The sequence below is a fragment of the Luteitalea sp. TBR-22 genome (genome assembly GCF_016865485.1).
Classification (GTDB): Bacteria; Acidobacteriota; Vicinamibacteria; order Vicinamibacterales; family Vicinamibacteraceae; genus Luteitalea.
On sequence record NZ_AP024452.1, the window covers coordinates 1,878,859 to 1,904,524 of the forward strand.

The 25,666-nt window shown below is 70.6% G+C and carries 23 protein-coding genes; 15 read left to right on the forward strand and 8 right to left on the reverse strand.

Annotated elements, in window-relative coordinates:
• Positions 1-108 precede the first annotated feature (108 nt).
• From TBR22_RS07670 to TBR22_RS07685, 4 genes are all read left to right on the forward strand, one after another.
• Positions 109-2,076 (forward strand): choice-of-anchor Q domain-containing protein, encoded by a 1,968-nt coding sequence (locus TBR22_RS07670; protein WP_239492380.1) that lies wholly within the window; start codon positions 109-111, stop codon positions 2,074-2,076.
• Positions 2,077-2,317: 241 nt separating this feature from the next.
• The gene (locus TBR22_RS07675; RefSeq protein ID WP_239492381.1) at positions 2,318-2,722 is read left to right on the forward strand and encodes a hypothetical protein; all 405 of its coding nucleotides are present in this window, start codon (positions 2,318-2,320) and stop codon (positions 2,720-2,722) included.
• Between the two features lie 113 nt (positions 2,723-2,835).
• The gene (locus TBR22_RS07680; RefSeq protein ID WP_239492382.1) at positions 2,836-4,725 is read left to right on the forward strand and encodes a copper resistance system multicopper oxidase; all 1,890 of its coding nucleotides are present in this window, start codon (positions 2,836-2,838) and stop codon (positions 4,723-4,725) included.
• 53 nt (positions 4,726-4,778) lie between these two features.
• Positions 4,779-5,654 (forward strand): copper resistance protein B, encoded by an 876-nt coding sequence (locus tag TBR22_RS07685; protein WP_239492383.1) that lies wholly within the window; start codon positions 4,779-4,781, stop codon positions 5,652-5,654.
• Positions 5,655-5,708: 54 nt separating this feature from the next.
• Here TBR22_RS07685 and TBR22_RS07690 read toward each other — a convergent pair whose 3' ends face one another.
• The 3 genes from TBR22_RS07690 to TBR22_RS07700 all read right to left on the reverse strand — a co-directional run bounded on the left by TBR22_RS07690 (position 5,709) and on the right by TBR22_RS07700 (position 8,360).
• Positions 5,709-6,287: a DUF4136 domain-containing protein gene (locus tag TBR22_RS07690; protein WP_239492384.1), complete on the reverse strand. Its 579-nt coding sequence runs from the start codon at positions 6,285-6,287 to the stop codon at positions 5,709-5,711.
• 53 nt (positions 6,288-6,340) lie between these two features.
• Positions 6,341-7,372 carry a sialidase family protein gene (locus TBR22_RS07695; RefSeq protein ID WP_239492385.1) on the reverse strand — a complete coding sequence of 344 codons (1,032 nt, stop codon included), beginning with the start codon at positions 7,370-7,372 and terminating at the stop codon, positions 6,341-6,343.
• Positions 7,373-7,505: 133 nt separating this feature from the next.
• Positions 7,506-8,360, reverse strand: a complete 855-nt coding sequence (locus TBR22_RS07700; RefSeq protein ID WP_239492386.1) for an SCO family protein — start codon at positions 8,358-8,360, stop codon at positions 7,506-7,508.
• A gap of 97 nt (positions 8,361-8,457) precedes the next feature.
• Between TBR22_RS07700 and TBR22_RS07705 the strand changes: the two genes are divergently transcribed.
• From TBR22_RS07705 to TBR22_RS07735, 7 genes are all read left to right on the forward strand, one after another.
• The gene (locus TBR22_RS07705) at positions 8,458-8,973 is read left to right on the forward strand and encodes a plastocyanin/azurin family copper-binding protein (RefSeq protein ID WP_239492387.1); all 516 of its coding nucleotides are present in this window, start codon (positions 8,458-8,460) and stop codon (positions 8,971-8,973) included.
• Between the two features lie 32 nt (positions 8,974-9,005).
• Complete coding sequence (gene nosZ, locus TBR22_RS07710; RefSeq protein ID WP_239492388.1) at positions 9,006-10,874, forward strand: Sec-dependent nitrous-oxide reductase; 1,869 nt, start codon at positions 9,006-9,008, stop codon at positions 10,872-10,874.
• 122 nt (positions 10,875-10,996) lie between these two features.
• Complete coding sequence (locus TBR22_RS07715) at positions 10,997-11,626, forward strand: hypothetical protein (protein ID WP_239492389.1); 630 nt, start codon at positions 10,997-10,999, stop codon at positions 11,624-11,626.
• Positions 11,626-12,990, forward strand: a complete 1,365-nt coding sequence (locus TBR22_RS07720; protein WP_239492390.1) for a NosD domain-containing protein — start codon at positions 11,626-11,628, stop codon at positions 12,988-12,990. Before TBR22_RS07715 ends, TBR22_RS07720 begins: the two co-directional genes overlap by 1 nt.
• Entirely contained in the window at positions 12,987-13,676 is a 690-nt protein-coding gene (ccmA, locus tag TBR22_RS07725) for a heme ABC exporter ATP-binding protein CcmA (RefSeq protein ID WP_239492391.1), read from the forward strand. The genes TBR22_RS07720 and ccmA overlap by 4 nt, the downstream gene beginning before the upstream one ends.
• Positions 13,677-13,685: 9 nt before the next feature.
• Entirely contained in the window at positions 13,686-14,483 is a 798-nt protein-coding gene (locus TBR22_RS07730) for a hypothetical protein (RefSeq protein ID WP_239492392.1), read from the forward strand.
• 64 nt (positions 14,484-14,547) lie between these two features.
• Positions 14,548-15,855 (forward strand): hypothetical protein, encoded by a 1,308-nt coding sequence (locus tag TBR22_RS07735; RefSeq protein ID WP_239492393.1) that lies wholly within the window; start codon positions 14,548-14,550, stop codon positions 15,853-15,855.
• 22 nt (positions 15,856-15,877) lie between these two features.
• Here TBR22_RS07735 and TBR22_RS07740 read toward each other — a convergent pair whose 3' ends face one another.
• The 4 genes from TBR22_RS07740 to TBR22_RS07755 all read right to left on the reverse strand — a co-directional run bounded on the left by TBR22_RS07740 (position 15,878) and on the right by TBR22_RS07755 (position 19,907).
• Positions 15,878-16,927 carry an aldo/keto reductase gene (locus TBR22_RS07740; RefSeq protein ID WP_370651499.1) on the reverse strand — a complete coding sequence of 350 codons (1,050 nt, stop codon included), beginning with the start codon at positions 16,925-16,927 and terminating at the stop codon, positions 15,878-15,880.
• 229 nt (positions 16,928-17,156) lie between these two features.
• Positions 17,157-18,041: a LysR family transcriptional regulator gene (locus TBR22_RS07745; protein WP_239492395.1), complete on the reverse strand. Its 885-nt coding sequence runs from the start codon at positions 18,039-18,041 to the stop codon at positions 17,157-17,159.
• 37 nt (positions 18,042-18,078) lie between these two features.
• Positions 18,079-18,945 (reverse strand): aldo/keto reductase, encoded by an 867-nt coding sequence (locus TBR22_RS07750; protein WP_239492396.1) that lies wholly within the window; start codon positions 18,943-18,945, stop codon positions 18,079-18,081.
• Positions 18,946-19,205: 260 nt separating this feature from the next.
• On the reverse strand, positions 19,206-19,907 hold the full coding sequence (locus TBR22_RS07755) for a Crp/Fnr family transcriptional regulator (RefSeq protein ID WP_239492397.1): 702 nt from the start codon (positions 19,905-19,907) through the stop codon (positions 19,206-19,208).
• A 169-nt stretch (positions 19,908-20,076) separates the two neighbouring features.
• Between TBR22_RS07755 and ric the strand changes: the two genes are divergently transcribed.
• Positions 20,077-20,787: an iron-sulfur cluster repair di-iron protein gene (ric, locus tag TBR22_RS07760; protein WP_239492398.1), complete on the forward strand. Its 711-nt coding sequence runs from the start codon at positions 20,077-20,079 to the stop codon at positions 20,785-20,787.
• A 72-nt stretch (positions 20,788-20,859) separates the two neighbouring features.
• Here ric and TBR22_RS07765 read toward each other — a convergent pair whose 3' ends face one another.
• Positions 20,860-21,666 carry an RraA family protein gene (locus TBR22_RS07765; protein ID WP_239492399.1) on the reverse strand — a complete coding sequence of 269 codons (807 nt, stop codon included), beginning with the start codon at positions 21,664-21,666 and terminating at the stop codon, positions 20,860-20,862.
• Positions 21,667-21,811: 145 nt separating this feature from the next.
• On the opposite strand from TBR22_RS07765, the gene TBR22_RS07770 reads away from it, so the two are divergent.
• The 3 genes from TBR22_RS07770 to TBR22_RS07780 all read left to right on the forward strand — a co-directional run bounded on the left by TBR22_RS07770 (position 21,812) and on the right by TBR22_RS07780 (position 25,644).
• On the forward strand, positions 21,812-23,131 hold the full coding sequence (locus tag TBR22_RS07770; protein WP_239492400.1) for an amidohydrolase/deacetylase family metallohydrolase: 1,320 nt from the start codon (positions 21,812-21,814) through the stop codon (positions 23,129-23,131).
• Positions 23,131-24,294 (forward strand): RidA family protein, encoded by a 1,164-nt coding sequence (locus tag TBR22_RS07775; protein WP_239492401.1) that lies wholly within the window; start codon positions 23,131-23,133, stop codon positions 24,292-24,294. Before TBR22_RS07770 ends, TBR22_RS07775 begins: the two co-directional genes overlap by 1 nt.
• Positions 24,295-24,444: 150 nt before the next feature.
• Positions 24,445-25,644, forward strand: a complete 1,200-nt coding sequence (locus tag TBR22_RS07780; protein ID WP_239492402.1) for an aminotransferase class V-fold PLP-dependent enzyme — start codon at positions 24,445-24,447, stop codon at positions 25,642-25,644.
• The last annotated feature ends 22 nt before the right edge of the window (positions 25,645-25,666 follow it).

Sequence of the window (25,666 nt, forward strand, 5' to 3'; positions counted from 1 at the left end):
CTGGAACCACCTCCAGCGTGGCTTCCGATCAGCGCAAAGCCCATCAACAGGACCGTGATCTGGCGGCGCGAAGCCGATCAGTACACGGCGTCGGACGGAGACCTTCCCGTGTCAGCACGCACTCACGACACGCCCACGTTTCACGCGCGCGCCCTCCTCAGGCGCGCCCTGCTCGCCAGCCTGCTCGTGCTCGTCGCGGCCGGCCGAGGGTCGGCGCAACAGGCCTGGTATGTCGCCCCCGGCGGGACCGGGGATGGCTCATCGCCCTCGGCCCCACTGCCGCGCATCCAGCAGGCCCTGCAGGTGGCCCAACCCGGTGACATCGTGACCGTCGCCCCCGGCACGTATCCGGAACTGGTGTCCACCGTCCGCGGCGGCCTGGTCGGCAGTCCCATCACCGTGAAGGCGTCGGGCGCGCGCGGCTCGGCGCTGGTGACCCGGCCCGGGCAGGTCGTACAGGCCTCGCACCCGTGGGTCGTGTTCGAGGGGCTCGTGTTCGACGGTCAGTACGGCGCCAGCGATGCGGTACGGGTCTCGAGTGCTGCCGATCACCTCGTGCTCCGGAACGTGGAGGTGCGTCGCAGCGGCCGCGACTGCATCGACATGGCCGCGCCCGAGGACGTCACGATCGAAGGCAGCCTCGTCGATCGGTGCCTGTGGTGGGACGGCACGGCGCGCCAGGATGCGCACGGCATCGTCGCTGGCCCGGTCCGCAGGCTGACGATCCGCGACACCGAGATCCACACCTTCTCGGGCGATGGCCTGCAACTCGATCCGGGGCGCAGCCTCCCCGGCTGGGACGAGGTCCTGGTCGAGGGCAGCACCTTCTGGCTGGCGCCGCTGGCGACGCCGCAGAACGGGTTCGCCGCGGGCGTGGTCCCGGGCGAGAACGCCATCGACACCAAGACGAACCCGTCGGCGCCGCGGGCGACGCTGACGGTGCGCGACACCACGGCGCGCGGATTCAGGGGCGGGCTGATCTCGAACATGGCGGCCTTCAACCTGAAGGAGCAGATCGACGCCACGCTCGACGGCGTGACCGTCAGCGGCTCGGAGGTCGCCTTCCGCACCCGAGGCCCGGGCGCCAACGGCGGCGCGTGGGTGCGCCTGCGCAACGTCCTCGCCTACGACGTGACGACGGGCATCCGGTACGAGGACGACATCGCGCGGCTCGAGGGAGCGCACCTGACGTTCGGCCTGGGCGTCGGACGCGTGTTCCAGGCGGCCAGCTCCGGCTGGGGCGGTCTCGACTTCCGCAACACCCTGGTGCTCGGCGCCACCCTGCCGACCGAGGCCCCGGCAACTGGCCGCAATCGTGCTGTGTCGGCGTCGACCTTCGTGAACGCGTCGGCGGCCGACTACCGCCTGGCGGCCGGCGCGGTGCCCGTCGACCTCGGCGCCGTGATCGAGGGCATCACGGTGGACCGTGCCGGGCAGCCCCGGGTGCAAGGTGCCGCGCCCGACCTCGGCGCCTACGAGTCCGGGCCGTCGACGGCGCCTTCGACGCCAATCGGGGCCCCTGTGCTGACCGCGGTCCGGTCCGCCACCGACCCGACCAATGCCGTCAAGCTCGCGTGGACCGACGTTGACGACGCCGGGTACGAGATCGAGCGGGCCGACGATGGCGCATCGTTCGTCCGGGTTGGGTCTGTCGCCACCGACAGGGCGACGTGGACCAACAGCGGCCTGCCCAGCGGGCGGACGTACGCGTTCCGCGTTCGCGCGAAGACGGCCACCACGCCGGGCGCCTCCAGCAACGTGGTGACCGTGACCCTGGCGGCCGAGTCCGGTACGCCCACGCCGCCCACAGGCCTCACGCTCGCGCCGTCGTCCTCGGCGCCCACGACCAGCATCGTGGTGCGATGGCAGGACACGTCGCTGGAGGAGGATGGGTTCCACGTCCAGCGGTCGACCGACGGGATCAACTTCACGCTCGTCGCCACCCGCGACGTCAACAAGACCGCGCACACGAGCAGCGGCCTGGCGAGCGGCCAGTCGTACTGGTTCCGCGTCCGAGCCTTCAACGCGACCGGGGTGAGTGCCTGGACCCCGGCCGTGACGATCCGCACGCAGTAGACGAAAGCCTAATGACGGCTAACGCCTAACGCCTGACGCCGACGGTCGAAGGTCGGAGGCCGGAGGCCGGACGTCGAGCGTCGAACGTCGAGCGTCGAACGTCGGACGCCGAGGGTCGAACGAGGACGGCGGGGACCGCGGCAAGGCAAACCGGCGGCCGGTCGTGTGGCTCAGCCGGGCAGTGGTGGCGTTCGGCATCCCGGCATCGCGGCAGTCATCCCCGGCGTCTATACTCGAAGAGATGTCGCGCCTGTCGCGTGTCCTCACGGGAGCCGTGATGCTCGTCGTGCTGCTCGGGTTGCCGGTCGCGCCCGTGTGGTGTGAGCTCGCCTGCCCGCAGGGGCACGGCGTTGCCGTGCAGGCCGCGCCAGCAGGTGCGCCGTGTCACGAGGCGTCGGCCGGCTCGTCGGTGCCGCCCGGCGACGGCCCGGCGCTCGCCGCCCCCGTTGGCGGCTGCGACCACCCGACCACGGTGTCGGCGCGACTGCCCGATGTCCGCGTCGTAGCGCCGGTGCCGTCGACGACGGTCGCGGCTTCCTACCTCGCGCCCTTCGCGCCCGCGGCAGCGGGCCGCCTGACAGTGGCTGCCGTGCGTGGCCCCGCCCCGCCGCGGGGCCCGACCTTCTCGCCCGTCCTCCGAATCTGAGCCTGCCGTCGGCCCTGTAAGCCGACCCGCGTCCCCGCGTCTGCAGGGGACACGGGAGCGTTGCACGCGCGTGCGCGCCGGACCTGTCAACGATTCCAGAGGACGTCAGCCAGATGTCATTCCCCGATCCCTCGTTCACGCCTTCCCGCCGTGCCGTCGTGCGCGGCCTGGTCGCCGGCGGCGTCGTCACCGCGGCCACTGCGTTTGCGCCCCGCGTGTCGCTCGGCGCGTCGCGCCTGCCCTCGTCGGCACCGCAGCGCACGCTCGACGGGCGCGAGTTCGATCTCGAGATCGGCCACGCTCGAGTCAACTTCACCGGTGCCGAGCGCACGGCCATCACCGTCAACGGGTCGCTCCCGGCGCCCCTGCTGCGGTGGCGCGAGGGCGACACGGTGACGCTCCGGGTGCGCAACACGCTCGAGGAGACCGCCTCGATTCACTGGCACGGAATGATCCTGCCGGCCAACATGGACGGCGTGCCGGGCCTGAGTTTCGATGGCATCCCGGCCGGCGGCTCGTACACGTATCGCTTCCCGGTGCAGCAGTCGGGGACCTACTGGTATCACAGCCATTCGGGCTTCCAGGAGCAGCAGGGGCTGTACGGACCGATCGTGATTGCGCCCGCCGCGCCCGACCCCATCGCGTGGGATCGCGAGCACGTGGTGATGCTCACCGACTGGACCGACGAGGCCCCGGCGCGCATCTACCGGAAGCTGAAGAAGCAGGCCCACTACTACAACTGGCGCCAGCGGACGGTCGGTGACTTCCTGCGCGACGTGCGCGAGCAGGGGTGGGCGGCGGCCTGGGCCGACCGCGTCGCCTGGGGCCAGATGCGGATGAACGCCTCGGACCTGGCCGACGTCACGGGGGCGACCTACACGTACCTCATGAACGGCCATGCGCCCTCGTCCAACTGGACGGGGTTGTTCACGCCGGGCGAACGGGTGCGCCTCCGGATCATCAACGGGTCGGCGATGACGTACTTCGACGTCCGCATCCCGGGGCTGAAGCTCACGGTCGTCGCCGCCGATGGCCTGCCGGTGCGCCCGGTGACGGTGGACGAGTTCCGCATCGCGGTCGCCGAGACGTACGACGTGATCGTCGAGCCGGCGGGGCAGGAGGCGTTCACGATCGTCGCCCAGGCCATGGATCGGACCGGGCAGGCGGTGGGCACGCTCGCGACGCGCGAGGGCCTGCGCGCGCCGGTGCCGCCGCTCGATCCGCGGCCCGTGTTGTCGATGGACGACATGGGGCACGGGGGGCATGGGGGGCACCCCTCGACTTCGCCCGGGCCAGGTGGAACGCCGAACGCGGCCGCACAGACGCCGGCCGACCCGCACGCCGGCCACGCGATGCCGCCGGCCGCCGACCCGCACGCCGGCCACGCGATGCCGCCGGCTGCCGATCCGCACGCGAGGCATGTGATGCCGCAGGGCGGAGGCGGGCACGACATGCACGGCGGCGGCATGGTGTCGCATCCGGCCAACGAGCAGGGCAACCCGCTCGTCGACATGCAGACGATGGCCCCGACCTCGCGCTTCGACGACCCGGGGATCGGGCTGCGCGACAACGGCCGGCGCGTGCTGACGTACGGCGATCTCGCCAGTCCCTTCGACGACCCCGACGGCCGCGCCCCGTCGCGCACCATCGAACTGCACCTCACCGGGCACATGGAGAAGTTCGCCTGGTCGTTCAACGGGCAGAAGTTCTCCGACGCCGAGCCGATCCGCCTTACCTACGGCGAGCGCGTGCGCATCGTGCTGGTGAACGACACGATGATGACGCACCCCATCCACCTGCACGGCATGTGGAGCGACCTGGAGGACGAGGCCGGCAACTTCAAGGTGCGCAAGCACACGATCGACATGCCGCCGGGCAGCCGGCGGAGCTATCGCGTGACCGCCGATGCCCTCGGGCGCTGGGCCTACCACTGCCACATGCTCTTCCACATGGAGACGGGCATGATGCGCGAGGTGCACGTCGTGGAAGGGGCGCAGTCGTGAGGACGCGCCCAGTCCCCGTGAGGCGGGCGTCCGCAGTCGGGAGTCGGCGGCTGGTGGCCCTGATCGCCGTGTCGTGGTTGTGGGCCGCGCCGGCCGCGGCGCAGCAGGCCGATCCCCACGCGGGGCATCACATGCCGGCGGCACCGACCGCGGCCGCGTCAGGGACGGACCAGGAACGCACGTCGCCGAAGGGGCACCTCGAATCGGCGCCGCCGCCCGCGAGCGTCATCCTCCCGCCGTGGGTGCCGGAGATCACCGACGAGATGCGTCGCGCCGCAGTCCCCGCGCCGCACGGCCACGAGGCGCACGACCGTCGCACGAACGCCTTCGTGCTGTTCGATCGCCTGGAATGGCAGTCGGGCGGGGCCGAAGGCCTGGCGTGGGGCAACCGCGGCTGGGTGGGCGGCGACATCAACCGCGCCTGGTTCCGCACCGAGGGCGAGGGCGGCGACGATGGGGTCGGCGAGGCCGACGTGGAGCTGCTCTACGGCCGGGCCGTGCACCGCTGGTGGGACGTCGTCGGCGGCGTGAGGCAGGACATCCGCCCCGACGCGCGCACGTGGCTCGCCGTCGGCGTCCAGGGGCTGGCCCCGTACTTCTTCGAAGTGGAAGCCACCGCCTACGTGTCCGACGGCGGCCGCACCGCGGCGCGGTTCGAGGTGGAGTACGAGCTGCTGCTCACCAACCGGCTCATCCTGCAGCCTCGCGGCGAGATCACGCTGTTCGGCAAGGACGACCCCGAGGCTGGCGTCGGGGCCGGCCTCAGCACCGGCGAGATCGGGATGCGGCTGCGCTACGAGTTCAGGCGGGAGTTCGCGCCCTACCTCGGCGTGTCGTGGGTGCGCGCCTTCGGCGACACGCGGCAGCTCGATGCCGATGCCCCGGCGGGCGCGCCGCGCCTGGTCCTGGGCGTCAGGACCTGGTTCTAGGTCCGACCGGTGCGCATCCAGGGTAGGGCGCGGTCTCCGACCGCGCCGCTGCCATCACTTCTTGATCTTCGGGTAGTGCTTCTTGAACAGGTCGCCGACCGCCTTCGAGATGGCGGCGTTGCGCTCGGCGTCGCTCCGGCGCAGGTCGATGTTGGCCTGCGCCATGCCGCGCCACACCACCACCTTGTCCTTCTGCGAGTAGAGGTCGATGACCAGCGAGCCCTTCTCGGCGATGTCGTACGAGGTCGCCAGGCCACTGAACGGCGGCAGGCCCCATTCCATCGTCGGCGCCATGAACTGGCCCATCTTCTGCGACGCGACGTCGGGCCCGATCAGGATGTAGTAGGTGACCTTGATGTCGGCCGACTCGAGCGGCGCCGGCGTGTACTGGCGGGCGCGCAGCTCGCGGTCGATCGAGCTGACGATCGGCGGGTTCCACAGCGTCAGCCAGCGATCCGGGTTCGGATCGGTCACCTGCAGCATCTTCAACTCGCCGGTCGGCGTCGTCCACGCGTACGTGAACGGGCCGGCGAACGAGAACCGCTCGTTGACGTTGACCGACAGCTTGACCTTCTGGGCCATGACGAGCGAACTGGCCACCAGCACGAGCGCCGCCGCCACTACCAACCGCATCCTGCGCATTGTCAGCACATCCTCCCCGAGCATTTGAACACGGATGAACCGATTCACCGGGGAACGACCCTGGTAACCACCGCCCCGGCCTGCTCGAAGGCAACGAGCGTGTGGGCCGGGAAGGCAGCGACCACCGGGTGCGCGCCAGGGCCGAGTCCCTCTGCCGACGTGCCGCGCTGCAGCACCACCCTGCCGTTGGCCGCGATGAAGGCCACGTCGGGCCCGGCGTCGGCGCGGGCGCCCACTGCCGGGTCCTTGCCCACGCCGAGCGCCTGCTCCGGCGCCGCGACACTGGTCAGGTAGACGCGATCCTCGCGTCTCCACGTGCTGACCCGGCCTCCCGGTCCATCGGCGAGGCCGCCGCCATCCATCGGGCAGGCATCGAGGTGCCACGTGCCGGTGCCCTGCTTGACGGGCTCGGCGAAGGTCCGGCCGTCCGGGGACGTGGTGACGTACATGTCGCGATTGCCGGCGATGTGATTGCGGAACAACACGTCGAAGCCCGTCGCGCTGCCTGCCACCGACGGATGGCAGCACTGGCAGATGGTGGTGTCGGGCGAGGCGTACACGAGCGTGTCGGACCGCCACGTGCGGCCCTGATCGTCCGACACGGCCCCGTACAGCCGCGTGCCCTTCTCGCGCAGGTCCAGCCAGGTGACCAGCACGGTGCCATCGGGACGCGCGGCCATGCCGTGCAGGCCCTCGCGCGCCGCGCCGGGCACGTCGTTGATCACCTCGGGGCCCGACCACGTGCGACCGTGGTCGGTGGAGCGGAACGCCAGCACGTCGCCGTCCTTGCCGCCGCCCTGCGCGCCTGCGATCAGCGTGACGATGATGGCGTCGGCGGCGAGGGTCACGCGCGGGCCGCGGTGGCGACCGGCAGACATGTGGCCCGCCACCTCGATCGCCGTCGCCTCGGCGAACGTGCGTCCCGCGTCGGTGGAGCGAAGGACGCCGACCCGCGTGCCGCGCGCCACGACGAGCACGACCTCGTCGCCGCGGGTCGCCAGTTGGGGTTGCGTGCCGGGAACGGGCGCGGGAGCCGGGAGCAGCAGCGTGAGCAGCGCGAGCAGGGACGTGAGCACAGATGCATGGTAGCCCCATCCATGCCCCCATCAGTTAGCCGTCGACCTTGAGGTCGACGGTCAGCGATGTGCGGCAGGATGCCTGAGCGTCGACGTGAACGTCGACGCCCACGAACAGGGTCATGGAGGCGGCTTACCGCTGCAGGGCCGTCAGGACCTCATCGGGCTCCCAACCGTTGCCGCGCCAGATCTCGCTCACCCGCCCGTCGGGCCCGACCAGCGCGGTGGCGAGCGTGTGGTCGAGGAGCACGCCGTTGGTCTCGACGTGCACGGCGAAGGCGCGCATCAGCACCTTGACCTGCTCGGGCGCGCCCGTCACGAATCGCCACCGGGCAGGATCGGCCTGCATGGCGCTGGCGTATGCCTGCAGCACCGTGGGCGTGTCGAAGGCGGGATCGAGGCTGACCGCGACCAGGCGGACGTCGGCCAGCGCTGGGTCGGCGGCGATCGCCCGTTGCAGGAACTGGAAGCGCTTGACCATGAGCGGACAGAAGTTGGGCTGGGGGCAGCGCGTGAAGATGAAGGTGACCGCCGTCCGGTGGCCCGTCCACGCGTCGGCGCCGAACGGGGCGCCCGCCTGATCCACCAGCGCCGCGGCGGGCACGGCATCGCCCTCGCGCAGGCGGCCGACCGTCGAGGTGCCGGCCCGTGCGGCGCTCGCGACCGCCTCGTCGCGTCCGACGACGGTCACGTCTCGCGCGATCAACGCGGCGTCGTCGACCAGCAGGGTGAACGTCACGCGGTCGCCGGGGCGGACGGCCGGCGCGCCGGGTGCCAACCGGAACGGCATCGTCATCGCGGGCATGTAGCCGACGATGTCCTCGTGCGCGACGGTCATGGTGCCGTCGCCACGCGCGAGCGTCACCACGCCGCGCACCGGGTAGCCGGGGCCCGCCGAGGCCACCGCGCGTCCCTGGCGCGTCCGCGCCACCACCACGGTCACGGTCATCAGCACGAGGAGCAGCACGAGCAGGCGTCGCGTCGTCATGCGGCAAGTGTGCGCGCGAGGGGGCCGTCGATCTTTGCGCTCGCGCAAAGACGCGGGGCTGGCCCCCGGCGGAGACTGCGGGACAGGAAGGAACCCAATGACCCGCTACTTCGCCCTCATCGTCCTGCTCCTGGCCGCCCTCGGGGTCGGCTGTACCTCATCTCCCGAGTCGCCAGCCGCCCCGGCTGCCGGCGCTCCTGCCGCTGCCGCGGCGCCCGTCGTCCACGACGGCCGTGCCATCGAGATCACCGGCACCGACACCATGAAGTTCAGCGTCACCGAGATCACTGCCAAGCCCGGCGAGAAGCTGAGCGTCACGCTGGTGAACATCGGGACGACCCCGAAATTCTCGATGGGGCACAACTGGGTGCTCTTGGCCAGCGGCGTCGACGTGATGAAGTTCCTGCTGACCGCCGCCGAGGCCACCACCACCGACTACGTACCGCGCGCCACCGCCGCCGACCAGATCCTCGCGGCGACCAAGCTGCTCGGGCCGAAGGAACGCGACACGGTCACGTTCACGGCCCCCTCCACCCCCGGCCGCTACGACTTCCTCTGTTCCTTCCCCGGGCACTACCAGGTCGGCATGCGCGGCGTGCTGATCGTGCAGTAGCCCATCTCCGCCCACCCCAAGGACCCCTGACCATGTCTACACGCCATCACCTCGTCGCTGGCAGCGCCCTTGCCCTCGCGCTCGCCGCCACCGCCGGCTGCAACCCTCCCGGCAGCAGCAAGGCCACCCAGGGCGATGCCTCCGTCGCCTCCCAGTCCTACGTCGCGCCAGGCGCGAAGGACGAGTACTACCTGTTCTACTCGGGCGGCCACTCCGGGCAGGTGTACGTCGCCGGCCTGCCGTCGATGCGGCACATCTCGACGATCCCGGTATTTGCGCCCTATCCGGCCACCGGCTACGGCTTCGACGAGGAGTCGAAGGCGATGATGGGCAGGTTCACCTGGGGCGACGTCCATCACCCCGGGCTGTCGCAGACCGGCGGCAAATACGACGGGCGCTGGCTGTTCGTCAACGACAACGCCAACAACCGCATCGCCCGCGTCGACCTGCGCGACTTCAAGACCAGGCAGATCCTCGGGCCGATTCCCAATTCGAGTGGGAACCACGGTTCCTCGTTCGTGACCGAGAACAGCGAGTACGTGCTCGTCGCGACCCGCTTCTCGGTGCCGCTGCCCAAGGGCCGCTACGCCGACCCGGCCAACTACCAGACCGAGTTCAACGGCATGGTGAGCGGCATCAGGGTCGACCCGAAGACCGGCGAGATGTCGGTGGGCTGGCAGGTGCTGACGCCGCCCTTCAACTGGGACCTCGGCTCGACGGGCAAGGGGCCGAGCTCGGGCTGGGCGTTCTGGACCTCCTACAACTCGGAGATGGCCCACGAGACGCTCGAGGCGACATCCACCCAGGGCGAGCGTGACTACGCGGCCATCGTCAACTGGCGCGCTGCCGAGCAGGCGGTCAAGGACGGCAAGGCGACGATGATGGACGGCGTGCCGGTGATCGACCCGGCCAAGGTGCCTGGCGTCCTGTACTTCCTCGCGGTGCCGAAGTCGCCGCATGGCATCGACACCGACCCGTCGGGCCGCTGGATCGCCGCCTCCGGCAAGCTGCAGCCGGTCACCAGCGTCTTCGACTTCGAGAAGATCCAGAAGGCCATTGCCTCGAAGACCTTCGAGGGCGAGGTGCGCGGCATTCCGGTGATCAAGCACGACGCGGTGATCGAGGGCGAGGTGCCGGTGGGCCTCGGCCCCCTGCACACCCAGTACGACGGCAAGGGCAATGCGTACACGTCGCTGTACGTCGAGTCGGCGGTCGCCAAGTGGAGCCTGCCGCCCTGGAACGACGCGCAGAAGAAGGACCTCAACAGCATCGTCCTCGACAAGATCCCGGTGCAGTTCAACATCGGCCACCTGGTCATCGGCGGCAGCGACACCAAGGAGCCGTACGGCAAGTACCTCGTCGCCATGAACAAGCTCTCGAAGGGGCGGCACGTGTCGGTGGGGCCGTCGCAGCCCGAGAGCAGCCAGCTGATCGACATCAGCGGCAAGAAGATGCAGATGCTGTACGAGGCCTACACCGAGCCCGAGCCGCACTTCGCGCAGATCCTCAAGGCCGACGCCATCGCGCCCATCGAGGTGTATCCAAAGGCCGAGAACACCAACCCGAACGCCGTGTGGGACGCGTCGCAGGCCGGCATCACGCGCAGCGGCAACAAGGTCGAAGTCAAGATGGTGGCGATTCGCAGCCGCTTCATCCCCGACAAGATCGAGGTCAAGGCGGGTGACGAGGTGACCATCCACGTCACCAACGTCGAGCAGACCACCGACATGATCCACGGCCTCGGGATCATCGAGCACGACATGAACGTGGTGATCGACCCGGGCGAGACCAAGACGGCGAAGTTCGTCGCCGGCAAGCCTGGCGTGTACGCCTTCTATTGCACCAACTTCTGCTCGGCGCTGCATCAGGAGATGCAGGGGTACCTGGCAGTGAAACCGTAACCAACGGCTCGAGGCTCAGGGCTCACCGCTCAGAGAGCCGGGTCGCAGACGGGGAGGGCGCGGTCTCCGACCGCGCCGCCACCCGCACCCAACTCACCGCCCCTGCACGCGGAGTACGCACCATGAACGCCCGCATCGTCAGCATGAATCGCCTCCTCGATCGTCCCCTCAGCATGCCCGGGCGGTTGCTGCTGCTGGTCGGGGTCGTGCTCCTGGTCGTCGGCGCGACGCTGCCGCTGTGGCGCATCTCGCTGGTCGCCCCGCAGTACGAGGAAGGCCTGACCCTCGACATGTACACCTACCGGATCGCGGCCGGCAACAACGGACAGGACCTGGCCGAGATCAACACGCTGAACCACTACATCGGCATGAAGCCGATTGCCGAGGCCGACTTCCTCGAGATGAAGGTGCTGCCGTTCGCCATCGGCGTGTTCGCGCTGTTCGGCCTGCGCGCCGTGGTGGTGGGGCGCGTGATGAGCCTGGTGGACCTCGGCGTGTCGTTCTTGTACTTCGGCGCCTTCTCGCTGGGCAGCTTCGCGTATCGCCTGTACAGCTACGGCCACCAGCTCAGTCCGCACGCGCCGATGAAGATCACGCCGTTCATGCCGGTGGTGATCGGGTCGCAGCAGATTGCCAACTTCGTGCAGACCAGCCTGCCGCTGGCCGGCACGTTCTGCATGGGCGCGTTCCTCGTGCTGGTGTGCGCGGCCTTGTGGCACTCGGTGCGCGGGGCCGGGCGCGAGGTGGCGTGATGCGACGCGCCGCGATCCTCGCCACCGCAGCGCTGGTCGTCGTCGCCGGCGCCGCCGCCCGCGCGGTGCGGTCGCCGGGCGCCCTGGTCACGTCGGCGCCGCCGGTGGCGACCGTGGCGCAGGACACTCGCCCCGACCGTGGCGACTGGCTCCGCGCCCGCCTGGCCGATGCGCCGGCCGGCAGCGTGCTGGTCGTTCCGGCCGGTCGCTACCTCGGGCCCTTCGTCCTCGACCGGCCCCTGCACCTGCGCGCCGACGGCGCGGCACACCTGCAAGGCGATGCCCGGACCCACACCGTAGCGGTGCGGGCTGCCGACGTGACCGTCGAGGGCTTCGAGATCACCGGCTCGGGCATGGACTTGTCGAAGGATCACGCCGCGATCCACGTCACCGGCGCCCGCGCCGTGATCATCGACAACCGCATCCACGACGCGCTGCACGGCGTGTACGTGCGGCAGGCCGACGACGTGCGCGTGGAGCACAACACCATCCTCGGCACCGAGACCGCACAGGCGCCCCTCGACCCGTTCGCCACGAAGGCCTCGCCGACCGGCGGGGAGTTGTGCGACATCGATCTGAACCAGAACCAGCGGGGCAATGGCGTGCACGTGTGGAACTCGCGCCGGGTGCAGGTGGCCCGCAACACCATCCGCCACACCCGCGACGGCGTCTACTTCTCGTTCGTGGACGACAGCGACGTGCGCGGCAACCTCGTCGAGGGCGTACGCTACGGCCTGCACTACATGTACTCGGACCACAACCGGTTCGAGGACAACCGCTTCCGCGACAACGCGGCCGGCGCGGCGCTGATGTCGTCCAAGCACATCCTGCTGCGGCGCAACGTGTTCGAGGCCAACCGCAACCACCGGGCGTACGGCATCCTGCTGCAGACCGTCGAGTTCTCGACCCTCGACCGCAACCGCATCGACGGCAACACGACCGGCGTGTTCATCGAGGGCGGGACCGGCAACCTGCTCGAGGGCAACACGGTGGCGCGCAACCACGTCGGCGTGCACGTTTCGGACAGCTCCGACGGCAATCGCTTCACGGCCAATGCCTTCGTCGGCAACCTGCACGCCGTCGAGACGTCGGGCGGCACGTTCTCGAGCAGCTGGGCGCGCAACGGCCGCGGCAACTACTGGGACGACGCCGTGCACCTCGATCTCGGGCACGACGGCATCGCCGACCTGCCGCACCGCGAGCTCGACCTGTTCGGCCGCCTGCGGCGCAACTTCCCGTCCATCGGCCTGCTCGCCGGCAGTCCCGGCGAGCGGCTCCTTCGATTCGTCCACGCGCGCCTGGCCCTGCCCGGCGTGCCCGGCGTCGTCGATCCGGCGCCGCTCGTCTCGCCCGACCAGCCATGATCACCTTCTCAGGAGTCACCAAGCGCTTCGGCCGTGCGCGCGTCCTCGACGGGCTCGCGTTCGACGCCCACCCCGGGCAGGTCACGCTGCTCGTCGGCGCCAACGGCAGCGGCAAGACGACGAGCCTGCGCCTGCTCGCCGGGCTCTCGCGCCCCGACGCGGGCCAGGTGCGCATCGCCGGTGCCGACATCGCGCGCGAGTCGGACGAGGCGCTGGCGCGGCTCTCGTTCCTGCCGCAGTCGCCACGTTTCCACGCGCGCCTGACGGCCGGCGAGATCCTCCGCTTCTATGCCCGCCTGCGTGGTCTGGACGCCGACCGCGTCGACGAAGTGGAAGCCCGCTGGAACCTTGCCGAGGTGCGCGACCAGCCGACCGGGCGGTTGTCGGGGGGCACGCGACAGCGCCTGGCGCTCGCGGTGCTGGCCCTGCCCGAGGCGCCGGTGCTGGTGCTCGACGAGCCGGGCCTGTCGCTCGACCCGGACTGGCGGAGGTTCCTGCACGCCGAGCTGCACGGCGCCGCCCAGCGCGGCGCCACGGTGCTCGTGGCCACGCACCTGCTCGGCGAGTGGGACGGCAAGGCCGATCGGTGCCTGGTGCTCGAACGCGGCCGCATCTCCCGTGAACTGCCGCCGTCGCGCCTGCGCGAGGCGTTCCCGTTCGCTCCGGTACTCGCCCAGGTCGGCTAGGAGATTCCGATGGCCATCGCCCGCCGCTTCCCGACGTTCGCCGCCGCCTTCCACCGTGAGCTGGCCGAACATCGCCTGAACCGCTTCCTGCACGTGCACCTCGGCCTGTGTGCCGCGATCGGCCTGCTGCCGTTGCTCACGCCCGACGCGGCTGCCGCGTCGGCCGTCGCGTGGGTGTTGCAGGGCACGCTCTATTGCCTGTCGTTGTCGTCGCTGCTGCTCGGTGTGAGCGCCGCGCAGGGCGATGCCGACGAGTTCCCGCTGATCTTCACGCAGCCGGCCGCGCGGGGCGCGTGGCTGGCGGGCAAGGCGACGGCGCTTGCGGCGATGCTGGCCCCGGCGTCGCTCGTGCTGGTGCTGCCGGCGGCGGCGATCGGCGGCGTCTCGCTGGTGCTGGGCGCGGTGGCGCTCGCGGCGGCTGGCACGTCGATCGTGCTCGGCGCGATCGGCCTCGCGCTCGGCCTGTGGGTGCGCGACCACGTGCGCGGCCTGCTCGCGGCGCTCGCCGCGTGGTTCGGTCTGCTGTTCGGCGTCGACCTGCTGCTGCTGGCCGTCTCCGGCGCACCGGTGGTCCAGGCTCATCCCGTGGCGTGGGCGCTCCCACTCATGCTCAATCCGTTGTCGGCGTTGCGGGTCACGATGATGTTCGGGCTCGAGCAGACGGCGCCGGCCGTCATCGGTGCCGATCCGCTCGTGTCGTGGTGGCTGGCGCACGGCGTGGCGTGGCTCGTGGGACTCGGCGCGACGTGGATTGCCGCCTCGTTGTGGGTGGCGCTGGCGGGGGCGCGTCGTGCGGTCGACGCCTGAGGAACGAACACGGGAGTCGGGAGTCGGGAATCGGGAGTCGGGAGTCGGGGGGGGGGCGGGAGGCGTGAAAACCGAACCTGATGGTCGGCAGGCGCAGCCGCCGGCGTCGGCGCGTTGGCGGCTGATGCCGGCGCCGACGCTCCCGCTGGCGTACTTCGGGCTCGCCCACGTGGCGCTTGGCCTGGCCGCCGGAGTGCTGGCCCTGTGGCCCGACCTGCCCGGCGCGTTCCACTTCCACCCGCGGATGGTCGCGGTACTCCACCTGGTGACACTCGGCTGGATCTCGGCGTCCATCCTGGGCGCGTTCTACATCGTGGCGCCGCTCGCCTTCGGGATGCCGTTCGCGGTGGGCCTTGCCGACCACGTCGCGTTCGGCGCGTTCTGGAGTGGCGTCGCGGCGATGATCGGCGGCTTCTGGCTCGGGCGCTACGACGTGGTCGGGATGGGCGCGGTCGGTGTCGTCGGCGCCATCGCGTACGTCGGTGCACGAGCGATTCGTGGCCTGCGTGTCGCGCGCTTGCCCGCGGGTGTGGCGCTCCACATCGTGCTCGCGTTCCTCAACATGGTTGGCGCCGGGGCGTTCGGGCTGTGGGTCGCGCTGGCCCGCGCGTCGGGTACGCTGGCGATGTCGCCACTGGCGGTGGCCGCGGCGCACGCGCACCTGGCCGTGCTCGGCTGGGGCGTCATGATGGTGATCGGCGTCTCGTACCGGCTCGTGCCGATGTTCCTGCCGGCGGCGATGCCCGACAGCCCACGCCTGGCGTACAGCGCCATCGGACTCGAGTGCGGGACGCTGTGGATCGCTGGCGCGCTGCTCGCCGGCGCGCCGACCTGGCCCGGCGCGCTGCTGGTGCTGCTGGGACTGGCCGCCTTCGTACGCGAGGTGCGTGGCGTGCTGGCACATCGGAGGCCGCGTCCGGCGGAGATGGCGGGGCGCGACTGGGCGACGTGGCAGACACACGCGGCGATGGCGTGGCTGGGCGTGGCGATCGTCGCCGGCGGCGTCGGCCTGGTGCGGGGGATGTCGCCGGGGCTCGCGTGGGTCTACGGCCTTGCGGGCGTGCTCGGGTTCCTCGCCCAGATGGTGGTCGGCATCCAGGGGCGGCTGCTGCCGCTGCACGCGTGGTATCGCGCCATGCACGCGCTGGGCGGCCAGCCGCCGTCGCGATCGTCGCACCGGCTGGCCCGGCCGGCATTCACGCTCGGCATCCTGCTCGCCTGGCTGGCCGCGCTGCCTTTGCTCGCGGTGGGATTGGTGCAGGGGCAGCCCGTGGTGATCCGCCTCGGCGCCCTGATCCTCGCTTTGTCGGTCGTCGCGCAGGCGGTCCACATGGCGCTCATCGCCCGAGCCGCCCTGGTCGATCTCGACTGATCAGCCTGCGGGCGGGCGACCGTCAAGGGCGTGCGGGTCTGAGTGGAGACAGGCCGTGCCCGCCTGTAGAACTCGTCCCCAGCTTCGAGCCCTGATCGATCAGGCCCAGCACGGCCTCGCTCGATCGCGCCCCGATGATCGCCACCTTCGCGATCTCGGCGTCGATCGCCATCACGTCCGTCGATGTCAGCGCGACCTGCAGCGTGGCGAGGTTCTCCTCGAGGTGAGTGGGCCGGGTGGTGCCAGGAATGGGTACGATCCATGGCCTGCGCGCGAGAAGCCAGGCGAGCGCCACCTGGCCGGGCGTCGCGCCGTGTCGCTGGCCAACTGCCCGCAGTGCCTCGACGACCGCGCGATTGGCGTCCATGGCCTCGCGTGTGAATCGCGGCATCGTCGAGCGCAGGTCGTTCGGCGGAAACGTTGCCGACGATGGCACGGTGCCCGTGAGGTAGCCCTTGCCGAGTGGGCCCCACGCGACGAGACCGATGCCGAGTGACTCACAGGTCGGCATCACTTCGTGTTCGGGGTCGCGTGTCCACACCGAGTATTCGTTCTGGACGGCAGTGACGGGCTGCTCGCCGTGCGCGCGGCGGATGGTGGCCCCTCCGGCCTCGGACAGCCCGAAATGGCGCACCTTGCCGGCCTGAATCAGGGTCTTCACGGTGCCGGCCACGTCCTCGATCGGCACGGCCGGGTCCACACGATGCTGGTACAGGAGGTCGATGTGATCGGTGCGCAGGCGCCGCAGCGACGCATCCACCACCTCGCGGATGTGGGCCGGGCGGCTGTCGAGGCCGCGAATCTGGCCGTTCGGGCCGATGTCGAAGCCGAACTTCGTCGCGATGACGACGCGGTCGCGGACGTCGGCCAGCGCGTCGCCGACGATCTCCTCGCTGGTGTACGGGCCGTAGGCCTCGGCGGTGTCGAACAGCGTGACGCCCCGCTCGTACGCGCCGCGCACCAGTCTGACGGCGTCGGCGCGGGGGATAGGTGGACCGAAGCCCCAGGCCATGTTCATGCAGCCGAGCCCCACGGCCGACACCTCGAGCGTGCCGAGGCGCCGCGTGGTCAGCTGGCCCGGACGCGCCGTCGTTGCTGGCATGGCTCCCTGCCCGGTAGCGGCGCGCGCCGCTGGGAGCATCGCGGCCAGGGCGATGAAGTCGCGTCGGCCGATGGCGACGGAAGGTTCGTGAGCAGGCATGCTCCGAGCGTACGGGTCTCGCAGGGGCGCGACTAGCCGGCCTGACGTGCAAGCGCTTGTGAACGCGCTTCAGGAATCGCCCGAAGCGGTCCCGCTCGCGTCAGGACAGGCGCAGCGTGTCGATCAGGGCGGCGAGTGCGGGCGGTTGCTGTCGTCGGCTCGGGTAGTACAGGTAGAAGCCCGGGAACGGTGGGCACCAGTCCTCGAGGACGCGGACCAGCGCGCCGCTCTCGAGGTGCGGGCGGACGTCCTGCTCGAGCGCGAAGGCGAGTCCGAGCCCGTCGAGGGCCGCGAGGATGGTCAGGCCGATGTCGTCGGTGTCCAGCGGACCGCTCACGCCGACGGTGATCGACTCGTCGCCCCGCTCGAATTCCCAGCGATAGATCCCCTCCAGGCCCATGCGGATGTTGATGCACTGGTGGCGGGTGAGGTCGCGCGGCGAGAGGGGCGCCGGATGCGCGGCGAGGTAGCGTGGGGACGCGACGATGGCGGCGCGCTGGTCGGGAGACACCCGCACGGCGATCATGTCGCGCTCGATGAACTCCCCCAGATGGACGCCGGCGTCGAAGCGCCCAGCGACGATGTCGAGGCGGCTGTCGTCGGTGGTGACGTCGAGCACCACGTCCGGATAGGCCGCGTTGAAGGCGGCGAGGCGTGGCGCCAGCACCATGCGGGCGGCGAGCCTGGGGATGAGCAGTCGCACCCGACCGGCGGGACGATCGCGCAACTGGGACACGTCCTCGAGCACCCGGTCGATGTCGCCGAGCGCCGGCGCGAGTCGCTCGAGCAACTGCGATCCGGCCTCGGTGGGCGAGACGCTGCGCGTCGTGCGCGAGAGCAGGCGCACGCCGAGGCGCTCCTCGAGCGCGCGCATCGCATGGCTCAGGGCCGACGCCGACACGCCGAGCCGCTTGGCGGCGCGCGTGAAGCTCCGTTCCTCGGCGACGGCAACGAAGGCGGCCAGCGCTCCCAGTTCCGCACGCATGGGCCGATTATGCCCGCTCGGCACGGCGTCGTGACCGCTACAGGTCGGTGCGGGTCGACTCCACGGTCCGCACGCCCTTCAGGGCAGTGCCTTCCAGCGCGGCGCGAATGGACGCCAGGTCCGTCGCCGTCAGCGTGACTGCCGCGGCGCCGACGTTCTCCTCCATGTGGCGCAGGCTGGTCGTCCCGGGGATCGGCACGATGAACGGCTTCTGGCCCATCAGCCAGGCGAGCGAGAACTGCGCGGCCGTGACGCCCTTCCGGTTCGCCCAGTCGCGCACCAGGGCGAGGAGCGGAAGGTTGGCCTTCAGCGCGTCGCGCGTGAACGCCGGCACGCTCGAGCGTCGGTCGATCCGGTCGAAGGTGCTGCTGGCGTCGAACCGTCCCGAGAGGAAGCCACGCGCCAGGGGGCCCCAGGGGACGAAGCCGATGCCCAACGCCTCGCACGTGGTGAGGATCTCGGGTTCGATGGCGCGTTCCAGCAACGAGTACTCGCTTTGCACGGCGGCCACCGGGAGCACCGCGTGGGCGCGACGGATCGTCGCCGCCGACATCTCCGAGAGTCCGAAGTGGCGCACCTTGCCGGCCTGCGCCAGGTCCTTCACCGCGCCCGCGCCGTCCTCGACGGGCACGTTCGGATCGGCGCGATGCTGGTAGTACAGGTCGATCGTCTCGACGCGGAGGCGCTTCAGTGAGCCCTCGACGGCGCGCCTGATGTTCTCGGGGCGCGCGTCACGACGCAGCCCCGCCGCCATCGACTGGCCGGGCACGGGACGCGCCTCCTGCACCGCGAACCCGAACTTCGACGCGATCTGCACCTTGCCCCGGAGCGGCGCGAGCGCCTCGCCGACGACCTCTTCGCTGATCAGCGGACCGTATACCTCGGCGGTGTCGAAGAAGGTCACGCCCTGTCGCGCTCGAGGCGTGCGGCCGTGGAGTGGATGGAGCCGGTGAGCGGGACCTCCCAGAGGGTAGGCGGTCGCCTGTCGGTTGGCGTGCTCGTTCGCTCGGAAGTCTTGCCCAATCGTCCGAAGCTGGAAGCGAGGTGGGAAACGCCGAACGCCGAACGGCCCGATCTCCGGACGCAGGCGTCGACCTCGGTGGACGCTCAGGGACGTCCTGGGCGGAATCGGGAACCCGGGTCGTCGGCCCCGACGGGTGTCGACTAGCCGTCGTCCTCGTCCGATCCGGCGAGCGCCTCGAGGCGCGGCAGCGACCGCAGGAGCAGCAGCCGCTTGCGCGTCTCGAGCAGCCCCTTGCCCTCCCACTCGCTCAGCGTACGGCTCACCGTGAACAGCGTCGTCCCGGTGAGATCGGCCAACTCCTGGCGGGTGAGCGGGTGCGTGATGAGCAACCCCTCGGGCGTCTTCTGCCCGCACTGCCGACCGAGCCGCAGCAGCGTGTGTGCGAGCCGCTGGCCGACCCGCGCCGTGGTCAGCTCGCGCACGCGGGTCAGGGCGTCGGTCATGTGCGTGGCCATCTCGCGCATGATGTTGACGCTCACCTGCGGCGTCGACTTCAGCAGCGTGGCCACGACCTCGCGCGGCCATGCCCGCAGCACGGACGGCTGGGCGGCCGTCGCCGTGACGGGGTATGGCGCGTTGTTCAGCGCGACGACTCCGCCGAACGGCTCGCAGGGCGCGACGAACCGCACGATGAGCTCGGTGCCCTCGGCGGTCAACTGGAGGACCTTCAGGAAGCCGGACTCGACGAGGTAGAGCGAGCGGGCCGGCTCACCCTGCCGGGCGAGCGTCTGGCCACGCTTGAGCGTGACGGTCGTCGCCTTGTCCAACCAACAGTCGCGCTCGGCGTCGGTGAGGCCATCGAACATGCGTGACCGGCGCACGCCGTCGGGGGAGGAAGCCATCGGCCGTCAGAGTCTCACGAACGCGGGCTCACGGCTCAGGACTCGAGGCTCGGAAGGCTGCCAACTCTTCAGAATGCCCTTTGAGCCCTGAGCCCTGAGCCGTCACCCAGCACCTGGAGTTTGCGCTCGCGCAACGACGGGGCGACGACGACCCGGTAGCCTCGGCGACATGGTCATCTCCCCCGAATCCACCGTCGCCGACATCGCCACCCAGGCGCCGGCCACCATCGCCATCTTCCAGCGCCACCAGATCGACTTCTGCTGTGGCGGCCGGCAACCGCTCGGCACCGTGTGCGCCGAGCGCGGGATCAACGCCGACCTGCTCGTCACCGAGCTGGTCGCCGCCGCCACCCCGGCCAACGCCGAGCCGACGTGGGCCGATGCGACGCTCACCGCGCTGGTCGGTCACATCCAGCAGCGCTACCACGCGCACCTGCGGCAGGAGCTGCCGCGCCTGGCGGCCATGGTGGACAAGGTGGTCAGTCGCCACGGCGACCACCTGCCCGACGTGCTGCCGCCGCTGCAGGAGACCTTCGCGGCCCTGACCGAGGAACTGCTCACCCACATGGAGAAGGAGGACCGCGTCCTCTTCCCGTTCATCGTGGGCCTCGACCAGGGCCGGCCGGTGACGCCCGAGACCGCCGAGTGGATCGCCGCGCCGATCTCGGTGATGGAAGCGGAGCACGAGTCGGCCGGCGCCGCGCTCGCCACGATGCGGCAGCTCACTGACGATTACACGCCACCGGAGTGGGCCTGTCCGACGTTCCGCGGCCTGTACTTCGGCCTGTCGCAGTTCGAGACGGACATGCACCTGCACGTCCATCTCGAGAACCACATCCTGTTCCCGCGCGCCGCGCAGTTGGCGGCGAGGCGAGCCTAGCGTCGGCCAAGGCCGACGCCTACACCTGGGAGACCCAGCAACCGTCGGCGCCCTCGCCCTAACTCTGTCGGTTCAATACCGCCCGTAGATTTCGAGCGCCTTGAGCATCGACTTCTCGCGCTGGATGATCGGCACCATCTTCGACTCGCGCGCATCGTAGTCCTTCAGGAGCGCCACGACCTGGTCGGCGGCGCCCTGCGGGACCACCACCACGCCGTCGGCATCGCCGACGATGTAGTCGCCGGGGTGGACCATGATGTCGGCGCAGCGCACAGGCGTCTGCTTCGACACGCTCACCATCCGGCCCACCGAGGTGGCCGGGCTGATGCGTCGCGAGAACACCTTGTGGCCCATCGCGCGGATCTCGGTCACGTCGCGGACCGCACCGTCGATGACCGTGCCTTCCAGTCCGCGCGCCACGGCCGTCGTCGCCATCAGGTTGCCCATCGCGGCGATTTCGAGCCCGTCCTCCATCACGTACACCAGCACGCTGCCGGCCGGCGCCTCGTCGAGGATCTGCAGCAGGTAGTTGGGGTAGGTGCGCGTATCGCTCTTGAGCACCGGGCGCATGAGCGCCGTCCAGGCGCGGCCGACGATCTTGCCGGCGCTGATCGGCTTCATGTCCGACGACATCCAGCCGCGGGCGCCGGTGGCCGCCTCGACCGCGTCGGCGATATTGCCGGTGCTGTTCTCCGGCTTCCGGAGGGCCGCGATCACGGCGTCCGGAGTCAGCGCAGGCGCCGGCGTCGACGCGGGCGCCTGGGTCGCCACGGGCGCGGCTGGCGTGGCCTGCGGCGCGGACGAGGGAGCAGTGAGAACGGGGGCGGCCACCGCGGCGAGGGCGGCGACGACGGCGGCGACGAGCGAACGGGTGGTCATGGGAAACGGGGCCTCCTGGCGCCCCTGTGCTATAACACGCGGCCATCGGTCGCCACCACGGTTCGCGTGCCCTGCGCCCTCGCGCGCGGCATGCCCGACCTGCCCGGGGCAGGTGCTGCGTGCGTGCTGTCCGGAGGAGACCCCGTTGCCCACCCGTCTGCGATCCCTGCTTCCCTTCGTCCTGGCTGGACTGGCTGCGCTGTGCGCGGTCGAGGCGTCGGCGCAACCCTACGCGCTGCTCATCAAGGGGGGCCACGTCATCGATCCGAAGAACGGCCGCGACGGCGTGATGGACGTCGCCATCGCCGACGGCAAGGTCGCCGAGGTCGCCGCCTCGATCGATGCCGCGAAGGCCAGGAAGGTCGTCGACGCCACCGGCCTGTACGTGACGCCAGGCCTGATCGACATCCACGCGCACGTGTTCTTCGGCACCGAGCCCGACGCCTACCTGAGCAACGGCCTGGTGGCCGTGCCGCCCGACAGCCACTCGTTCCGCAGCGGCCAGACGACGCTGGTGGACGTCGGCGGCGCCGGCTGGCGCAACTTCGCGCAGTTCAAGACCAACATCATCGACACGTCGAAGACCCGCGTGCTGTCGTTCCTGAACATCGTGGGGTCGGGGATGAAGGGCGGTCCGGTCGAGCAGAACCTGGGCGACATGGACGCCAAGCTGACCGCCCTGCGCATCAAGCAGCATCCGGGGCTGATCGTCGGCATCAAGGTCGCGCACTTCCAGGGCTCCGAGTGGGATCCGGTCGACCGCGCCGTGCAGGCCGGCACCGACGCCAACGTGCCCGTCATGATCGACTTCGGCGGCAACAACCCGCCGCTGTCGCTCGACGACCTCCTGAACAAGCACCTGCGCCCGGGCGACATCTTCACGCACATGTACGCCCACGTCCGTGGCCGCATGCCCATCGTGAACGAGCGTGGGCAGGTCGAGCCGTACGTGATCGCGGCGCGCAAGCGCGGGGTCATCTTCGACGTCGGCCACGGTGGCGGCTCGTTCCTCTGGCGGCAGGCCGTGCCGGCCACCAGGCAGGGGTTCTACCCGGACGTGATCAGCACCGACTTGCACACCGGCAGCATGAACGGCGGCATGAAGGACATCCTCAACACGATGTCCAAGCTGCTGAACCTCGGCATGCCGCTGGCCGACGTGATCAAGGCCAACACCGCCAGGGCCGCCTCGGTCATCAAGCGTGAGGACCTCGGGCACCTCGGGGTCGGCAGCGAGGCCGACCTCGCCGTGTTTGCGGTCCGCAAGGGCGAGTTCGGCTTCATCGACTCGTCGGGCGGGCGCATGCCCGGCACGCAGAAGCTGGAGTGCGAACTGACGCTGCGCGCCGGACAGGTGGTGTGGGACCTCAACGGCCGCGCCGCGGCCGACTGGGCGACGATGCCGACCGAGCCGCAGGGCGGCAACGCCACGCGCCCGCGCCGCACGTCGTCGCAGGAGCAGTGATGCGCGCCGGGACGATCGCGCTCGCCGTCGCGCTGGCCTGCGTGGCGCTGCCCGCGCAGGCGCAGCGACGGGTGATCCGGCCGGAGGGCGCCCCGACCGATCGTCCGTACTCGCCGGGCATCCAGGTCGGGCAGACGCTGTACATCTCGGGTCAGCTCGGCCTGCCCGGCACCGGCCCGACGCCCGCGACGATGGACGCGCAGGCCCGGCAGGCGATGGACGGGATCGGCGCCGTGCTGAAGGCGGCCGGCCTCGGCTACGAGCACCTCGTGAAGTGCCAGGTGTACCTGGCCAACATGGATGACTACGCCGCGATGAACGCCGCGTACCAGTCCTACTTCAAGGGCCGGGTGCCGGCCCGCACGACAATCCAGGCCGCGGCGCTGCCGTCGAAGGCGGGCGTGGAGATCGGCTGCATCGCCTACGCCGACCTCGCATCGATCTCGGTCGTGACCCCGCCCGCCGGCACGCTGCCCGCGCCGCTCGGCCCGTATTCGCCGGCCGTCTGGGCCGGCGACACCCTGTACCTGTCGGGCATGGGCGGGCAGAATCCGGCCACGAAGGCGGTGGCCGAGGACGTGCCCGGGCAGGTGACGCAGACCATCGCCAACATCTCGACGACGTTGAAGGCGGCGTCGCTCGAGTTGCGTGACGTCGTGTCCACGCAGGGCTACCTGACGCGCCTGGACGAAGTGGGGCAGTATCCGCCGGCCTTCACCGCGGCGTTCGCGCCACTGCCGCTGCCGGCGCGCGGGCTGGTGGTGGTGCCGCGCCTGCCGGGACCCATCCGCGCGGAGCTGACGTTTGTGGCCGTCCGCCCGACCGTCAAGCGCGAGCCCATCGGCGATGTCGAGAAGCCGCACGCCATCAAGGCGGGGGCCACGTTGTACGCCGGTCCGGAGGAAGCGCCCGACGCCGGGACGACGACAGAGGCTCAGGCGCGTGAGACTTTCGCCTACCTGCGTGGCACCCTGAGCGAGGCGGGACTGACGATGCGAGACGTCGCGTCGGTGACGGTGTACCTCAGCGACCTGGCCGACATGCCGGCGATGAACGCCGTGTTCAAGGAGACGTTCCCCGTCGATCCACCGGCGCGCGTGACCCTGCAGGTCCAGCCGGAAGGAAAGGAACGGATTCGCGTCGCGCTGATCGCCGCACGCTGATGCCTGACGTTTGACGATTGATGCACGGTAGCGGCGACGACCCAGAGGCGACAGGCCGCCTGCAGGCCGCAGCCCGCAGCCGTTTGGACTGCCGACCGACTGCCGACCGACTGCCGACCGCCGACTGCCGGCCATGATCCAGGAGCCCTCATGCTGACCCGACGTACCTTCTTCGAGCGCCTGTCCACGCTGCCCCTGGTGGGCGGCTTCCTCGGCGGCGCCGCCACCAGCGCCGCGGCGGCCACGCCGATGACGCGCGACTACTTCAAGGAACTCGGCGTCCGGCCGTTCATCAACGCGGCGGGCACCTACACCGACATGACCGCGTCGCTGATGCCGCCCGAGGTGATGGCGGCCATCAACTACGCGTCGAAGCATTACGTGCCGCTCAACGAGCTGCACGACAAGGTGGGCGAGCGCATCGCGACGCTCGTGAAGGCGGAGGCGGCGCTGGTGTCGTCGGGCGCCGCGTCGGCCATCACGCTCGGCACGGCCGGCGTGCTCACCGGCGGCGACCCGCAGAAGGTGATCGACCTGCCGAACCTGGCGGGCATGAAGAGCGAGGTCATCATGCTGAAGTCGCATCGCTTCGGCTACGACCATGCGGTGCGCAACTGCGGCGTGAAGATCGTCGAGGTGGAGACGGCCGCCGAACTCGAGAAGGCGATCAACCCGCAGACGGCGATGATGCTCTTCTACAACAACAACAACTCGGTCGGGCAGGTGCGCGACGAGGAGTTCGTGCGTCTCGGCAAGAAGCACGGCATCCCGACGATGAACGACTGCGCGGCAGACGTGCCGCCGGTCGAGAACCTCTGGAAGTACACGGCGATGGGCTTCGATCTGGTGTGCTTCTCTGGCGGCAAGGGCATCCGCGGCCCGCAGAGCGCCGGGCTGCTGCTCGGGCGCAAGGACCTGATCAAGGCGGCGCGCGCCAATGCGGCGCCCAACGGCAACTCCATCGGCCGCGGCATGAAAGTGAACAAGGAGGAGATGCTGGGCATGCTGGCCGCGATCGAGCGCTTCGTGAAGCTCGACCACGCAGCCCTCGACCGCGAGTACACCCGTCGCGCCGAACTGATCCTCAAGAGCCTCGCCGGGCTGCCGGGCATCACGGCCGGCATCACCGTGCCCGAAGTGGCCAACCACGTGCCTCACGTGGAGATCAAGATCGACGCGGCGGCCGCCGGGATCACCGGCCCCGAGATCTCGAAGAAGCTCCGCGAGGGCACGCCGTCGATCGGCGTCCGTCCGGGCGACGACCTCATGATCGGCGTGTGGATGATGCAGCCCGGCGACGAGGTCGTCGTCGCCCGCCGGCTGAAGGAAGTGATCACGAAGAAGGCGTGAACCTCTGCCTTCTTCGTGGCTC

What these genes read in the sequence shown, in the direction of transcription:
- nosZ (WP_239492388.1), top strand. Translation starts at nt 9,006, where the DNA reads ATGTCTACACGCCATCACCTCGTCGCTGGCAGCGCCCTTGCCCTCGCG.
- TBR22_RS07705 (WP_239492387.1), top strand. Translation starts at nt 8,458, where the DNA reads ATGACCCGCTACTTCGCCCTCATCGTCCTGCTCCTGGCCGCCCTCGGG.
- TBR22_RS07715 (WP_239492389.1), top strand. Translation starts at nt 10,997, where the DNA reads ATGAACGCCCGCATCGTCAGCATGAATCGCCTCCTCGATCGTCCCCTC.
- TBR22_RS07690 (WP_239492384.1), bottom strand. Translation starts at nt 6,287, where the DNA reads ATGCGGTTGGTAGTGGCGGCGGCGCTCGTGCTGGTGGCCAGTTCGCTC.
- ric (WP_239492398.1), top strand. Translation starts at nt 20,077, where the DNA reads ATGGTCATCTCCCCCGAATCCACCGTCGCCGACATCGCCACCCAGGCG.
- TBR22_RS07675 (WP_239492381.1), top strand. Translation starts at nt 2,318, where the DNA reads ATGTCGCGCCTGTCGCGTGTCCTCACGGGAGCCGTGATGCTCGTCGTG.
- TBR22_RS07680 (WP_239492382.1), top strand. Translation starts at nt 2,836, where the DNA reads ATGTCATTCCCCGATCCCTCGTTCACGCCTTCCCGCCGTGCCGTCGTG.
- TBR22_RS07765 (WP_239492399.1), bottom strand. Translation starts at nt 21,666, where the DNA reads ATGACCACCCGTTCGCTCGTCGCCGCCGTCGTCGCCGCCCTCGCCGCG.
- ccmA (WP_239492391.1), top strand. Translation starts at nt 12,987, where the DNA reads ATGATCACCTTCTCAGGAGTCACCAAGCGCTTCGGCCGTGCGCGCGTC.
- TBR22_RS07745 (WP_239492395.1), bottom strand. Translation starts at nt 18,041, where the DNA reads ATGCGTGCGGAACTGGGAGCGCTGGCCGCCTTCGTTGCCGTCGCCGAG.
- TBR22_RS07755 (WP_239492397.1), bottom strand. Translation starts at nt 19,907, where the DNA reads ATGGCTTCCTCCCCCGACGGCGTGCGCCGGTCACGCATGTTCGATGGC.
- TBR22_RS07775 (WP_239492401.1), top strand. Translation starts at nt 23,131, where the DNA reads ATGCGCGCCGGGACGATCGCGCTCGCCGTCGCGCTGGCCTGCGTGGCG.
- TBR22_RS07780 (WP_239492402.1), top strand. Translation starts at nt 24,445, where the DNA reads ATGCTGACCCGACGTACCTTCTTCGAGCGCCTGTCCACGCTGCCCCTG.
- TBR22_RS07700 (WP_239492386.1), bottom strand. Translation starts at nt 8,360, where the DNA reads ATGACGACGCGACGCCTGCTCGTGCTGCTCCTCGTGCTGATGACCGTG.
- TBR22_RS07730 (WP_239492392.1), top strand. Translation starts at nt 13,686, where the DNA reads ATGGCCATCGCCCGCCGCTTCCCGACGTTCGCCGCCGCCTTCCACCGT.
- TBR22_RS07720 (WP_239492390.1), top strand. Translation starts at nt 11,626, where the DNA reads ATGCGACGCGCCGCGATCCTCGCCACCGCAGCGCTGGTCGTCGTCGCC.